This is a genomic window from Tenacibaculum pelagium (genome assembly GCF_014062345.1).
In the GTDB taxonomy this organism is placed as follows: Bacteria; Bacteroidota; Bacteroidia; order Flavobacteriales; family Flavobacteriaceae; genus Polaribacter; species Polaribacter pelagius.
Genome location: NZ_JACGLS010000002.1, coordinates 85,264 through 100,803 on the forward strand (window position 1 = coordinate 85,264; position 15,540 = coordinate 100,803).

Here is a 15,540-nt window from a genome sequence, read left to right on the forward strand (position 1 = left end):
TAATTATTTTAATTAAAAAATTCCCGATGTTATCGGGAATTTAAAAGTATATGTTATTTTTTAATTAATCTACATTATCATGTAAAAACGAATTATTAGAACGTAACAAATCATTATTATCAGTATTTAATGCAGTATCTGATTTACTAATATCAGATCGAGTATCGATATCTACTCCTAATCTTTTATATGCTGGCTGACGTTCAATTTCGTCGATATTCTTACTTACCTGATCGTTGAACTTATAATTAAACCCTTTCATTTTTTCGCGACGCTCTTTTGCTCTTTGCTTTAATTCTGAAACCGTTAAACTTAAAGGAGAAACTTCTTCGCTAACTGTAGCTATATTATTAATTTCTTCTTGAGTTTTACTTTTTACTTCGAACTGTAAAGCTTCTTCAACTTCATCTTTTATTATTGGGGTAGAACTTTTACCTATCGTAGGCTGCACATCAAAATCATCAAGAACATAACGTTTTTCTATTTGATGTCCTCTTGGTTTAACTTCTTCAGCTACCACCTCAATATTTTTAATTTCTTGGGTCGTTTCAACTAACTTAGAAGCTGGTTTAATTTCTTCGTAAGAATTCAACGGTAAATCAAACAATAAATCTTGTTGAACTACTTGTTGTTTTACTTCTTGAACCTCTTCTTTTTGCTCTATAACATTAGTAATGATAAAATCATCTTCTGAGATTGTTTCAATCTCTATCTGATCATAAGTTACGTTTATGTTTTTAATAGCTTCAGTAGTAGTAATCAAATCTAACTTTGGTTCTACAACTTCTTCTTCTAAAACATGAACAACTTTAGCTTCTGGTTTACTTGTTAAAGGCTCATTAATACTTGGTGCAGACTGTACTTTTTGTTCAGTAAAATTATAAGTAGCTTTTTGCTCATCCTCTAAAGTATGTACAATTTTCTTAACCTCTGTATTTGTAATATTACTTTGTTGCTCTACTGCGAAACCAGTAGCAACAATAGTTACAGCTATTCCATCCTCTAACGATTCGTCTTCACCAATACCCATAATGATGTTTGCATCATACCCAGCTTCATCTTGAATGTAATCGTTAATCTCACCGATTTCATCTAAAGTAACTTCATTTTGTCCAGATACAATTAACAATAATACATTCTTCGCACCAGTAATTTTATTATCATTCAATAACGGTGAATCTAATGCTTTTACAATTGCATTTTTAGCACGGTTTGCTCCAGTTTCTTTCGCAGATCCCATAATTGCTGTACCACTATTAGAAAGCACCGTTTTAGCATCATGTAAATCGATATTTTGCTTATAGTGATGTGTAATTACTTCCGCAATTCCTTTAGCAGCTGTAGCTAAAACTTCATCTGCTTTAGAGAAACCTGCTTTGAATCCTAAATTACCGTAAACCTCACGTAATTTATTATTATTGATAACAATTAATGAATCTACATTTTTACGTAGTTCATCAATTCCATTTTGAGCTTGTTTTGAACGCATTCGACCTTCGAACTGAAATGGCATTGTTACGATTCCTACCGTAAGAATATCCATGTCTTTCGCAATTTTGGCAATAATAGGTGCTGCACCTGTACCTGTACCACCACCCATACCAGCAGTAATAAATACCATTTTGGTATGTGTACTTAGCATTTGCTGTATTTCTTGAATACTTTCTGCTGCTGCTTGTGCACCAACATCAGGATTTGCTCCTGCACCTAACCCAGAAGTTAAATGTGCTCCTAATTGTATTTTATTAGGAATTGGACTGTTCTCTAATGCTTGTGCATCTGTGTTACAAATTACGAAGTCTACTCCGTGAATTTGCTTGTTAAACATGTGGTTTACTGCATTGCTACCTCCCCCACCAACACCAATTACTTTAATGGCATTCGATTGAGTTTTTGGCATATCGAATGAAATGTTATTGAATTCTGCGCTCATAATAACTTTTCTTTTTATTAATTCTTATTCATTTTACATTCCTATTTTAGGGAGTAACAGGAACAACTTATTCTATTTATTTCTATTCAGCGTTATCTAAAAACTCTTTGAATTTTTCAGTGAATTTTTCAAAAATTGATTTAGACTTCTCTTTCGCTTTATACTCTTTTTCTACCACTGGCTCTTCTAAAATCTCTTCTTCTAAAGCATCATTTATTGGAGCAGTTACTTCAGGTTGATTTTCAACAACTTCTTCCTCTACTTCAATATCTTTTCTTAACCCTTCCATTAATAATCCAACTGCTGTTGCATATGACGGACTAGATAAAACGCTATCTGAATCTCCAGCTAAATGCTCGTTAGGATACCCAATACGCGCATCCATTCCAGTAATATATTCAACTAATTGACGTAAGTGTTGTAACTGAGATCCTCCTCCTGTTAAAACAATACCAGCTATTAGTTTTCCTTTTTGAGTTTCGTGTCCATAGTTTTTAATTTCCAAGTACACGTGCTCAATAATTTCTTGAACTCTAGCATGAATTATTTTTGATAAATTTTTAAGCGTAATCTCTTTCGGCTCTCTACCTCTTAATCCAGGAATTGAAACTATTTCTGTTTCTTTATTCTCCCCAGGCCATGCGCTACCAAACTTAATTTTTAATAATTCTGCTTGCTTTTCAATAATCGAACAACCTTCTTTAATATCCTCAGTAATTACATTTCCTCCGAAAGGGATTACTGCTGTATGACGGATTATACCGTCTTTAAAAATGGCCAAATCTGTTGTTCCACCACCTATATCAATCAAAGCAACTCCAGCTTCTTTCTCTTCTTGGCTTAATACAGCAGATGCAGATGCTAAAGGCTCTAATGTTATATCAGACAAATTTAAACCAGCACTCTTAACACATCTTCCAATATTTCTAATAGAAGACACTTGACCTACTACAACATGAAAGTTTGCTTCTAAGCGCCCTCCATACATTCCGATAGGTTCTTTTATTTCAGGCTGACTATCAACTTTAAATTCTTGTGGCAATACATGTATAATTTCTTCACCAGGAAGCATTACTAATTTATGTACTTGACCAACTAAATTTTCTATATCAAACTCATCAATTACTTCATCAGACTTTTCACGAGTTATATAATCGCTATGATGCAAACTACGTATATGCTGACCTGCAATACCAACAACAACATTTTCAATCTTTTGTCCAGAAACACTTTGTGCTTCATCAACAGCTTGTTGTATCGACTGTATTGTTTGAGTTATATTATTTACCACACCTCTTTTTACACCTAAACTTTTGGCTTTACCAATACCTAAAACTTCAATTTTACCGTATTCGTTTTTACGCCCAATCATGGCAACAATCTTGGTTGTACCAATATCTAAACCAACTGCGATTTTATTGTTTTCCATCTTGATTTTGTTTTGTGCACACAACTTGGTTGTGGTATTTTACAGTTATTGTCTTATAATTATTTATAGTTTTATCAGCTAATGCCTTATTGTAAAAGGCTATTAACTTTTTAAACTTAACGTCAACGTTTATAAACTCACCAAAAACTATTTTATAGTCACCGCTACGAACGGTAAAAACATATTCATTTTTAGCATTTTTTTGAATTGCAATAATTTCTTTTACAAGAAAATCGTTGCTTTCAATTGCTTTTATTAAAGTCGTTAATTCTTTGATTTCTTCAGAATCCCCTACTCCTGAAACTAACGGTACTCTTGCTGAAAAATTTGATGATAATGGAATTTTAACTCCATACTTATCAACATAAAAAGATTTTTCTTTATCAACAATACGAGCTATCGGAGTCCTTTGTTTTATCACTGTTTTCAACACCCCTTCAATGGTTAAAAACACGTCTGCTTTTTCAACATATGGATTCGCCGATACATTAGCCTCTAGAAAGTGTAAATCTAACACTCTTTTTGGTTGGTTTTTAACAAATTCTTGATTTTGTATTAACAATTTATCAACCATACTGTGTGTCAAAAAGTTATTGTCTCCAGCTTTAAATTCAACCACTGGTTTTAATACCTTTTTAGCTCCATTTCTATTGGATGAAAAACCGTATAACACTGCCAAAAACACTAGCAACACTAAAAAAGACAAATATGTAGCCACTTTTTTAATCATCCAGCTTGTATTTTTTAATCAAACTATCTTTTACTTCATCAACCATTAAACCTATATCTCCAGCTCCTAACATCACCACAATTTTAGACTCAGATTTTAAGATTTCGTCACTTAATTTTTCTTTAGAAATCAGTTTTTTATTTTCTGAACTCATTTTCTCTAACAACCAAGAAGAAGTGATGCCTTTTATTGGTAATTCTCTCGCTGGATATATATCTAATAATAACACTTCGTCGAACTTAGAAAGCGCTTTAGCAAAATCATCAGCAAAATCTTTTGTTCTACTAAATAAATGTGGCTGAAATACAGCCAACACCTTATCATTAGAATACATTTCTCTTACCGAATGTTCCACTGCATTTATCTCTGTTGGATGATGAGCATAATCATCAATTAAAACACTTTCGTCCGTTTTAATTTTATAAGAAAATCGACGTTTTACACCTCTAAAGGTTTTTAATTGTTCTTTTACACTCTCTAAAGAAACTCCATAAACATCAGCCATTGCTAAAGCAGCCAGCGCATTCATCATGTTATGCTTTCCTGGTAAATGAAATTCTATATTTTTAATTTCTGATGTTGGTGTTTGTACATCGAAAACATACTTACCATCATCAATTTTTACATTATATGCTTTATAATCGGCCTCTTCATTAACAGCATAGGTTAAACCTTTTAAAGGCAATCCTTTCGCTACAACTAAAGTATCAGAAACTTTATTTGCAAAATCTCTAAACGACTGTTGCAATTGTTCGTTCTCACCATAAATATCTAAATGATCTGCATCCATAGAAGTAACACAAGCAATATTTGGTGATAACTTCAGGAAAGATCTATCAAATTCATCAGCCTCAACTACCGATATTTTATCTTCACCTAGAATAAGATTTGAGTCATAATTTTCAGTAATTCCCCCTAAAAATGAAGTAGCTTTTTCTGGCTGCATTATATGACCCAAGATAGAAGACGTAGTTGTTTTACCATGTGTTCCTGCAACTCCTAAACAAAAAGTATTTCTTGTTATTTCTCCTAAAATTTCAGCTCTTTTTAAAACTGAAAACCTATTATTTATAAAATAATTTAACTCTTGATGATTATTAGGTATCGCTGGAGTATACACCACCAACGTTTTATCTTTATCTAAAAATGAAATTGGAATGTTCTTAACCGAATCTTTAAAGTGAATTTCAATTCCTATTTCTTCTAAACCATTTGTTATAGGGCTAGGAGTTTTATCATAACCTGCAACAGTTTTTCCGTTTACAGAAAAATAACGCGCAATAGCACTCATTCCGATTCCTCCGATTCCTACAAAATAAACGTTATGTATCGTTTTTAAATTCACTAATAAATTAGTTTTTCTATTTCGTTAACAATATCATTTGTTGCATTTGGTAATGCCAACTCATTAATATTCTCACTTAAACTTTCTTGTTTTCCTTTATCCTTTAGCAAAGTTTCAACTACAATAGGAAAAGTTTCTAATTCAGACTCTTTTATTACAATAGCACCATGTTTATCCGCTATTGATTTTGCGTTTTTTGTTTGATGATCTTCTGCAACATTAGGTGACGGAATAAAAATCGTTGGTTTACCAACAATACACAATTCAGACACCGAGCTAGCCCCTGCTCTAGACACTATAAAATCTGTTGCGGCATAAGCTAAATCCATTCTATTTAAGAACTGATAAACTTGTACGTTTTCTAACTCATTGTACTTTTTATATTCATCGAAATACAATTTACCACACTGCCAAATCAACTGAACTTTTTGTTCTTTAAAAAACTCTAAATTTGATTCTATTAACTGATTTATCTTTCGAGCTCCTAAACTTCCGCCAATAACCAGTATCGTTTTTTTCTTTTTATTTAATTTGAAAAAGACTTTACCTTCATCAACTTTTGTATGAATAAACAGTAAGTCTTGACGAACAGGATTTCCTGTTTTTATAATCCTCTCTTGAGGAAAAAAGCGTTCTAAATTATCATAGGCAACACAAATTTTATTTGCCTTTTTACTCAACAATTTATTAGTAATTCCCGGATAAGAATTCTGCTCTTGCACCAATGTTGGAATTCCTTTTCTATTCGCCATCATTAAAGTTGGTCCACTTGCAAATCCACCAGTACCTATAGCTACATCTGGCTTAAACTCATTAATGATTTTATTCGCATTCCACAAACTACTAATCATCTTAAAAGGAAACATTAAATTTTTTAACGTTAACTTTCTTTGAATCCCTGAAATCCACAATCCTTTTATATCATAACCAGCTTGTGGCACTTTTTCCATTTCCATTTTATCCTTAGCTCCTACAAATAAGATATTCGCATCTGGATAGCGAACCTTTATCTCGTTCGCTATTGCTATGGCAGGATAAATATGACCTCCTGTTCCTCCTCCGCTTATAATAACATTAATCGATTGTTTCATGTAAAATATCTAAAGGATTATCATCTAAAATTGTTTCTTCAGTTTCGTTTTTAGAAGCACTAACACTTAAAATCATTCCTAATGCGAAACATGTCATCCAAATTGAGGTACCTCCACTACTGATTAACGGAAGCGTTTGCCCTGTTACTGGTAAAATATTTACGGCAACTGCCATATTAATCATTGCTTGAAAAACAATAGGAACTCCTACTCCTATTACTAATAAAGTCGCGAAAATAGTTGTTGCTTTTTTTGCTGTTATTAAAATTCTAAAGAGTAATAAAAAGTAGATAAATACAACCACTAAGGCACCTACAAACCCATACTCTTCAACAATAATTGCATAAATAAAATCGGATGATGATTGTGGCAAAAAATTCTTCTGAACACTCTTACCAGGACCTTTACCCACAACTCCTCCTGTAGCAATAGCTATCTTTGCTTTTTCTACTTGATAATCTTCTTTTCCATCAGATTTTGAGAAGTTTTCAATTCTACTTTTCCATGTATTTACACGATTTGGCATTGCATCTGGAAATGCTTTGGCTACCAAAATAAAAAACAGAAAAGCAAAAAGTCCGATACCCAAAATATAGCCTATAAACTTTAATGGGTATCCACCGATAAAACTCAACAACAACACCATAAAAAAGATTATTGCTGTAGTTGAAAAATTCGCTGGCAATATTAGAACCAAAACTAGCCCCACAGGCAACCACAGGTTTATTAGACTCTCTTTAAAATCAATTAATTTCTCTTTATTTTTAGCAAGATATCTTGCAACATAAACCATCAACACCAATCCCGCTAAGGTTGATGTTTGAAACCCAATACCAACAAATGGTATACGAATCCAACGACTTGCATTGGCTCCTCCAATAGTAGTTCCTTGCGCTAATGTTACTATTAAAAGCAACACAACAACCGGTAACATTAAAGCGGATCCTCCGCTAAAATATCTATACGGAATTTTATGCACTCCATAGATAACTGCAAAACCAGTTAGCAGTAAAACTATATGTTTTACTAAATGCCCTAAAGTAGAACCATTACCAACCACATACACCAAATTTGTACTTGCGCTATAAATTGGCATAAAAGAAAAAATCGCTAATATGGTAACTATCGCCCAAATAGCTTTATCTCCTTTTATATGATGAAAAATGGTTTTCATTTTTAATTCTTATAAATTCTTTACCGCTTGTTTAAACTTATTCCCTCTATCTTCATAGCTATCAAACAAATCGAAACTTGCACAAGCTGGAGATAATAAAACAGTATCTCCTTTCTTTGAAATTTTATGAGCTACTTTAACAGCTTCTTCTGCTCCTGCTGTTTCAACTAATACATCTACAACACTACCAAAAGTGTCGATGATTTTTTGATTATCTAAACCTAAACAAACAATTGCTTTTACTTTCTCTCTTACTAACGGCATTAAATCGCTATAATCATTTCCTTTATCTACACCACCAACAATCCAAACTGTAGGATTATCCATACACTCTAATGCATAAAATGCAGCATTTACGTTTGTTGCTTTGCTATCGTTGATATACTGTACTCCGTTTATCTTTTGCACATTCTCTAATCGGTGTTCTACTCCTTCGAAATCTGATAAACTTTCAGCGATTGTTTCTTTTCTAGTTTTTAATAATCTAGCCGCTAAAGAAGCTGCCATCGCATTTTTAGTGTTATGCTTTCCTTGTAATGTTAATTCAGAAACATTCATTAGTATATCTTCAGTTTTTAATTTCATTATAATTTTATCTCCTCTTAAAAAAGCTCCATACTCTAACTCTTTCTCCATAGAAAAAGGAACTAATTTTGATTTAATTTTATTATTACTCAACCAATTTTGTATTGCTTCGTCATCTGCATCATAGATTAAAAAATCGTTTTCTGTTTGATTTTTTACTATGCGAAATTTTGAATCTATATACTTATCAAAATTGTATTCATATCGATCTAAATGATCAGGTGTAATATTTGTAATTATCGCTATATGTGAATTGAAATTTTCAATTCCATCTAACTGAAAACTACTTAACTCTAACACATAGTTTTCAAAGCTCTTTTCAGCTACCTGTTTAGCAAAACTATCACCGATATTACCCCCAACTCCCACATCTAAGCCCGCTTTTCTTAACACATAATGTACTAACATTGTAGTGGTTGTTTTTCCATTTGAACCTGTAATTCCAACAATAGTTGCATTGGTATACTCTGAAGTAAACTCTATTTCAGAAACTACTTTAATTTGTTTTGAAACTAACTCTTGAATCAACGCTACTTTATCAGGAATACCTGGGCTTTTCATTACTAAATCAGCCGCAAAAATTTTGCTTTCTGTATGCTGATTTTCTTCAAAATCGATATTATGATGTAAAAGAACTTTTTTATATTTATCTGCAATTGCTCCCTTATCAGAAACAAAAACATTAAATCCTTTTTGCTTACCCAAAATAGCTGTACCAACACCACTCTCTCCCCCTCCTAAGACAACTAGGTTTTTCATTTATCTTAACTTTAATGTTACGATTGTAAATACCGCCAATAGAATTCCTACAATCCAAAAGCGAGTTACAATTTTACTTTCGTGATAGTTTAATTTTTGATAATGATGATGCAATGGTGACATTTTAAATACACGTCTACCTTCTCCAAATTTCTTTTTCGTGTACTTAAACCAAGAAACCTGAATCATAACTGATAAGTTTTCTATCACAAAAATTCCTGCTAAAATTGGCAACAATAATTCTTTACGAATTGCGATTGCGATAACTGCAATGATTCCTCCAATTGTTAAACTTCCTGTATCTCCCATAAACACTTGAGCTGGATAGGTATTATACCACAAAAATCCTATTAAAGCTCCTGCAAAAGCTAGTATAAAAACCGTCATTTCTCCAGATTTTGGTATGTACATGACATCTAGGTAATCTGCAAAAATGATGTTACCAGATACCCATGCGAAAATTGCTAGAGTTATTACTATTATTGCGGACGAACCTGCTGCTAAACCATCTATTCCATCTGTTAAATTTGCTCCATTTGAAACTCCAGTTACAATAAACACTACTACGAATATGAATACAATCCAACCGTATTTCTCATAACCATCACCTAAAAAGCTAAACGCCTTTGCATAATCCAACTCATTATCTTTTAGAAAAGGTACTGTCGTTTTTGTTGATTTATGCGCATCACCAAAAACTTTCTTCTTCCCATCAACCTGAACCATTTGTTCAGACTTAGGTAATTGCTCTTTTATTGTTACATCTGAATTAAAATACAACATAGCCCCTACTATAATTCCTAAACCTACTTGCCCAAGAACTTTGAATTTTCCTTTTAATCCCGCTTTATCTTTTTTAAATACTTTTATGTAATCATCAGTAAAACCAATTAACCCCATCCAAACCGTGGTGATTAATAAAATAATGATGTATATATTTTCTAACCTCGCTAATAACAGTACAGGAATTAAGGTTGCTAAAATTATAATAACCCCACCCATAGTTGGCGTTCCTGCTTTTTGAACTTGACCTGCTAACCCTAAATCCCTAACTGTTTCTCCTACTTGTTGTCTTCTTAAAAAATCAATTATTTTTTTTCCGAAAATTGTCGAAATCAATAATGATAAAATAAAAGCTGCAGCTGCACGAAATGTGATAAACTGAAACACACTTGCCCCTGTAAGGTTAAATTCGCTTTCTAAATATTGAAATATATAATACAGCATTCTTTAAGAGTTTTTTAGTTGATTAAAACAGTTGGTTACTTCTTCTAAATCATCAAAATGATGTTTTACACCATTTATTTCTTGATAATTTTCATGCCCTTTTCCTGCAATTAGTATTATATCTCCTGTTTTAGCTAGTTTGCACGCCGTTTTAATTGCTTGTCTTCTATCTAAAATTGATAATGTTTTTTTGTAATTCTCAGCAGCAACACCTACTTCCATCTCATCAATAATTACCTGAGCATCTTCAGTTCTTGGGTTATCTGATGTAAAAATTGCTTGATTACTCAGCAAAGAAGCTATGCTTGCCATTTTTGGTCGCTTGGTTTTATCTCTGTCTCCTCCACAACCAACTACAGTTAACACACTTTCGTTTCCTGTACGGATATCGTTAATGGTTTGTAATACATTCTTTAGTGCATCTGGCGTATGCGCATAATCAACTATAGCTGTAACTCCATTACTTGAAATTGTATATTCGAAACGACCACTTATACTTTCTAACTCGCTAATAACTCTAAGAATTTCTAACTTTTCAAGACCTAACAATTCAGCAACTCCATAAATCGCTAGTAAATTAGACGCGTTAAACTCCCCAATCAGTTTTGTCCAAACTTCAATATTATTAATAGTTAATAGTGTACCTGAAAACCTTTTCTCTAAAACTTTTGCTTTAAAATCTCCCAAAGTTTTCAAAGCATATGTTTGCTTATTTGCTTTGGTATTTTGTAGCATTACTTGACCATTTTTATCATCAATATTCACCAATGCAAATGCTGATTTTGGTAACGAATCGAAAAATGATTTTTTAACATCACGATATTCTGCAAAAGTTTCATGATAATCTAAATGATCGTGAGATAGGTTTGTAAATACTCCGCCAACAAAATTTAATCCTTCAGTACGTTTTTGATGAACTCCATGAGAGCTTACTTCCATAAAACAATACTCAACACCCTCATTAATCATCATGGATAAATATTTATTTATCATCAACGAATTAGGCGTTGTATGTGTAGCCTCATATTCGGTTTCATCTACCATTATTTTTACAGTAGATAATAAACCTACTTTATATCCTGCCTTTTTAAATAATTGATATAGTAATGTTGCTATTGTTGTTTTACCATTTGTTCCAGTAACTCCAACAAGCTGTAAATCATCTGACGGATTATCGTAAAAATTAGCAGACATTATTGCTAACGCAACATTCGAATCTTCAACTTGCACACAAGTAACTTCTTCTTGCAAATCTGATGGAATCTCTTCACAAATTATTACCGAAGCTCCTAACAATAAAGCTTTATTTATAAATTGATGACCATCAACAGTTACACCTTTCTGAGCAACAAAAACATCATTTTTTTGAATCTGCCTGCTATCAAATTGAATATTATTAATTTCAATATCCGTATTTCCGTAAACAGCATTTACAGAAACTTTATACAATATGTCTTTTAAATTTTTCAATTATGATAATTTTAAATAAACTGTTGCGCCTTTTTTAACTTTAACTCCATTATTGATAGATTGCTCAGTAACCTTACCCATTCCTGAAAACTTAACGTTCAACCCCATATTCTCCAACAAAGCAATTGCATCCATACCACTCATTCCTAAAACCTTTGGCATAATGGTTTTATATTTTCTAAGTTTTCGATAATAATTTTGATAATTTTTATCAAGACTAGCATATTCAATTTTATCTGACACCAGCTGATTATCAATAGGGTTTGAAGTGTAAATTTTTTGAGCAATTTCTTTAAATACCGGAGCTGCTACTGTTGCACCATAATATCCTTTTTCTTTCTTCGGGCTATGAACCACCACTATACACGAATACTTTGGTTTTTTAGCTGGAAAGAACCCAGCAAAAGAGGCTACATATTTTTTATTTGAATAGTGACCATAAATTGTTTCACCATTTTCATCTTTATGTTTAGGAATGTATTTTTTTGCCGTACCTGTTTTTCCAGCCATTGAGAAATTTGGCGAATACACATTACTTGCAGTTCCTTTTTTAACCACATTCTCCATCACTTTCCTAACCTTATCAAGAGTTGTTTGTGATGCTATTTTATCTTTTAAAACTTCAGTAGTAAAACTTTTCTCAACTTTACCTCCAACTCTTAATTCTTTTACAAAAAATGGCTTCACTAATTTTCCATCGTTTGCAACTGCATTATAAAAAGCCAATGTTTGTAAAGGCGTTAAAGAAACTCCATATCCCCAAGCCATCCATTCTAACGAAATTGGATGCCAGCTTTTTTCTGAAGGATTTGGTATATAAGGTTTCCCTTCTCCCATTATCTTAACTCCTGTTAATTGATCTAAACCAAACGACTTTATTTTATCTGTAAATTTATTTGGGTTTTTATCGTAGTACTTTTGAATTGTTTTTACAATCCCCACATTTGAAGAAACTTCAAAAACGCGTGCTAATGATATTTTACCATACCCACCTCTTTTACTATCTTCAACTTTACGATTATTAATAAATATTTTTCCTTTTTCACAATCAACAACATCGGAAGTATCAGCAACCTTATCTTCCAAAGCAACCATTAAACTTGCCAACTTAAATGTTGATCCAGGTTCATGACTTTCCCAAACTGCATAATTTCTTTTCTCGTAATATTTACCCTTTGAAGTTCTACCTAAATTAGAAATCGCTTTTATTTCACCTGTTTCTACCTCCATCACCACGGCACAACCATGATCTGCTTCAAAGCGCTCTAATTGCCTCAACAAAGCATGATGCGTAATGTCTTGAATATTCACATCAATAGTTGTAATCACATCACTTCCATCAATCGGCTCTTTTTCATTTACATCATTAATAGGTTTCCATTGCCCTTTAGCTATTCGCTGCTTTAATCTCCAACCGTTTTCACCTTGCATATACTCAGCAAAAGCGCCTTCGATACCAGCACCTCCTCTATGATTATCGTAACCTATTGTTCTTTCCGCAATTTTTCCAATCGGATGCACACGAACAGTTTTATGCTCCGCAATAAAACCTCCTCTATACACTCCCAATTTAAAAATTGGGAAATTTTTCATTTTCACATAATCATTATACCCAACATTACGAGCAATTAGCAAATAACGATTTTTACGTTTTTTTGCTTCTCTTAATTTTTGTTGATAATAATTTGTTGACTTCCCCAGTAAACCTGACAAAGATTCAGAAAGAGCTCGGATATTTTTTTCAAACACTTCTGAATTTACAGCCAACACATCCATTCGAATAGTGAATTTAGACATTGAGGTTGCTAACAAATTACCATCTGCTGCATACACATTACCTCTGTTTGCAAAAATCGTGTCGTTTTTTACTGTTTTTTCTAGAGAAAGTTGTCGATACTTATCTCCTTCAACATATTGAAGTTTAAATACTCTAAAAACAATAACTATAAAAAAAAGCATCATTAAAACAGCAACTACATAGAGCTTATTTAATATACCTTTTTTAATTACCATTTTTTATTCTTTATTATATGTTACTTTTATTTTTCTTGGCGGTGTCTTTGCAGGAGACAACCCTTTTTGCTTTACTTTATCACGAATATTACTTTCCAATTTCATTCGCATCAGCCTCGTACTTGTATCAATATCTTCAGCACGCAACTCTCTTATTTCCTTATTCAATTGTGATATTCGAACCACTTTTGCATCAGCGCTATGAGAACTATATATCATAACCAGCAATAGAATTACCACAAAAATTAAAATCCGCCAGTTTTTAAAAGAGCTCTCGTCAGTCAAAAAGCCTCCACGTAAAATATCGTAAACGTTTTTTTTAACTTTCGACATTATTTTAATGTTGCTATTCTAAGTTTTGCACTACGTGCTCTATTATTAACCTTAATCTCCTCTTTTGTTGGCACTATCATCTTCCCTACCTTCTGCATAGGAACACTAATATTTCCGTAAAAATCTTTTTCAGGCTCCCCAACAAACAAACCAGTCCTTATAAATCTTTTCACTAAACGATCTTCTAAAGAATGGTATGAGATTACACTTAATCTACCATCATCATTTAATAGTTTTGGCATCTGCTCTAAAAACTCCTTCAACACCTCCAACTCTTGATTCACCTCAATTCTTACCGCTTGAAATATCTGTGCTAATATCTTATGTTCTTTTGCTTTTGGAAGATGCTTTTGCAACACTTCTTTTAGCTGAAAACTTGTCTCAATATCTTCCTCTTCTCTAGCTTCAACTATAGTTTTTGCCAAAGCACGAGCACTTCTCAACTCCCCATACAAAAACAAAATATCTGCTAACTCTTTTTCCTCATATTTATTGATTATTTTTTTAGCTGACAAATCAGATTTCTGATCCATTCTCATATCTAAATCAGCATCAAATCGAGTAGAAAACCCCCTTTCCGCTTCATCAAACTGATGGGAAGAAACTCCTAAATCAGCCAAAACACCATCCACTTTTTTCACTCCGTAAAAACGAAGAAATCTTGATATGAATCTAAAATTCTCTCCAATCAAGACAAATCGATCATCATCAATTTTATTTTGCTGTGCATCCGGATCTTGATCAAAAGCAAACAACCTTCCGTTCTCCCCCAACCTACTTAATATCTCTCGCGAATGACCTCCTCCACCAAAAGTCACATCCACATACACACCATCTTCTTTTATATTAAGTGCATCTACACTCTCCTTCAACAAAACCGGACTATGATAATTCATCTACATCTGTATTACCCATTACCTCTTCTGCCAAATCAGCAAAATCAACAACAGCATCATCAATTACTTTCTCATACTTATCTTTATCCCAAATCTCAATAATATTTACTGCAGACGAAAGCACAACTTGCTTCTCTATGCCTGCAAAATGACATAAGTCTTTTGGAATTAAAACCCTACCCGAAGCATCCATTTCAACCATTTTTACACCAGCCGTAAACCTCCTGATAAAATCATTGTTCTTCTTTACGAAACGATTCAACTTGTTAATTTTACCCATCATTAAATTCCATTCCTGCATTGGATACAACTCCAAACAAGACTGAAATACAGATCTTTTAACAACAAAACCCTCTTGCAACACAGAAGAAAGCTGCTTCTTGAAAGCTGATGACATCATCAACCTTCCTTTAGCATCAACCTTGCATTCGTATGTTCCAATTAAATTTATCACGTAAAGAAACTATAGTTATGCTTCAAAAATAGAAAATATTTACCACTTTTTACCACTTTTTACCACTTTGTTGATAAGTTTTAATTTTACAGCTAAAAAAC

General features: G+C 32.7%; 13 protein-coding genes. All 13 read right to left on the reverse strand.

The window, feature by feature from the left end; translation table 11 throughout:
* Nucleotides 1-64: 64 nt before the first annotated feature.
* Nucleotides 65-1,933: a cell division protein FtsZ gene (gene ftsZ, locus H3Z83_RS05415; RefSeq protein WP_182124467.1), complete on the reverse strand. Its 1,869-nt coding sequence runs from the start codon at nucleotides 1,931-1,933 to the stop codon at nucleotides 65-67.
* An 82-nt stretch (nucleotides 1,934-2,015) separates the two neighbouring features.
* The gene (gene ftsA, locus H3Z83_RS05420; RefSeq protein WP_182124468.1) at nucleotides 2,016-3,362 is read right to left on the reverse strand and encodes a cell division protein FtsA; all 1,347 of its coding nucleotides are present in this window, start codon (nucleotides 3,360-3,362) and stop codon (nucleotides 2,016-2,018) included.
* The gene (locus H3Z83_RS05425; RefSeq protein ID WP_182124469.1) at nucleotides 3,349-4,092 is read right to left on the reverse strand and encodes a cell division protein FtsQ/DivIB; all 744 of its coding nucleotides are present in this window, start codon (nucleotides 4,090-4,092) and stop codon (nucleotides 3,349-3,351) included. The genes ftsA and H3Z83_RS05425 overlap by 14 nt, the downstream gene beginning before the upstream one ends.
* Nucleotides 4,085-5,437, reverse strand: coding sequence for a UDP-N-acetylmuramate--L-alanine ligase (murC, locus tag H3Z83_RS05430; RefSeq protein ID WP_182124470.1), 1,353 nt, complete (start codon nucleotides 5,435-5,437; stop codon nucleotides 4,085-4,087). The genes H3Z83_RS05425 and murC overlap by 8 nt, the downstream gene beginning before the upstream one ends.
* Complete coding sequence (gene murG / locus H3Z83_RS05435; protein ID WP_182124471.1) at nucleotides 5,437-6,528, reverse strand: undecaprenyldiphospho-muramoylpentapeptide beta-N-acetylglucosaminyltransferase; 1,092 nt, start codon at nucleotides 6,526-6,528, stop codon at nucleotides 5,437-5,439. Before murG ends, murC begins: the two co-directional genes overlap by 1 nt.
* A complete protein-coding gene (locus tag H3Z83_RS05440) occupies nucleotides 6,512-7,702 on the reverse strand; it encodes an FtsW/RodA/SpoVE family cell cycle protein (RefSeq protein WP_182124472.1) in 1,191 nt (396 codons plus the stop codon). The genes murG and H3Z83_RS05440 overlap by 17 nt, the downstream gene beginning before the upstream one ends.
* A gap of 9 nt (nucleotides 7,703-7,711) precedes the next feature.
* Nucleotides 7,712-9,046 (reverse strand): UDP-N-acetylmuramoyl-L-alanine--D-glutamate ligase, encoded by a 1,335-nt coding sequence (murD, locus tag H3Z83_RS05445; RefSeq protein ID WP_182124473.1) that lies wholly within the window; start codon nucleotides 9,044-9,046, stop codon nucleotides 7,712-7,714.
* A complete protein-coding gene (gene mraY / locus H3Z83_RS05450; RefSeq protein WP_182124474.1) occupies nucleotides 9,047-10,273 on the reverse strand; it encodes a phospho-N-acetylmuramoyl-pentapeptide-transferase in 1,227 nt (408 codons plus the stop codon). It lies immediately after the preceding gene.
* Between the two features lie 3 nt (nucleotides 10,274-10,276).
* Nucleotides 10,277-11,743 (reverse strand): UDP-N-acetylmuramoyl-L-alanyl-D-glutamate--2,6-diaminopimelate ligase, encoded by a 1,467-nt coding sequence (locus tag H3Z83_RS05455; RefSeq protein WP_182124475.1) that lies wholly within the window; start codon nucleotides 11,741-11,743, stop codon nucleotides 10,277-10,279.
* Nucleotides 11,744-13,756: a penicillin-binding protein gene (locus H3Z83_RS05460; protein ID WP_246337481.1), complete on the reverse strand. Its 2,013-nt coding sequence runs from the start codon at nucleotides 13,754-13,756 to the stop codon at nucleotides 11,744-11,746.
* 3 nt (nucleotides 13,757-13,759) lie between these two features.
* Nucleotides 13,760-14,089 carry an FtsL-like putative cell division protein gene (locus H3Z83_RS05465; RefSeq protein WP_182124476.1) on the reverse strand — a complete coding sequence of 110 codons (330 nt, stop codon included), beginning with the start codon at nucleotides 14,087-14,089 and terminating at the stop codon, nucleotides 13,760-13,762.
* On the reverse strand, nucleotides 14,089-14,985 hold the full coding sequence (gene rsmH / locus H3Z83_RS05470) for a 16S rRNA (cytosine(1402)-N(4))-methyltransferase RsmH (protein WP_182124477.1): 897 nt from the start codon (nucleotides 14,983-14,985) through the stop codon (nucleotides 14,089-14,091). Before rsmH ends, H3Z83_RS05465 begins: the two co-directional genes overlap by 1 nt.
* A complete protein-coding gene (gene mraZ / locus H3Z83_RS05475; protein ID WP_182124478.1) occupies nucleotides 14,972-15,439 on the reverse strand; it encodes a division/cell wall cluster transcriptional repressor MraZ in 468 nt (155 codons plus the stop codon). Before mraZ ends, rsmH begins: the two co-directional genes overlap by 14 nt.
* Between the last annotated feature and the right edge of the window lie 101 nt (nucleotides 15,440-15,540).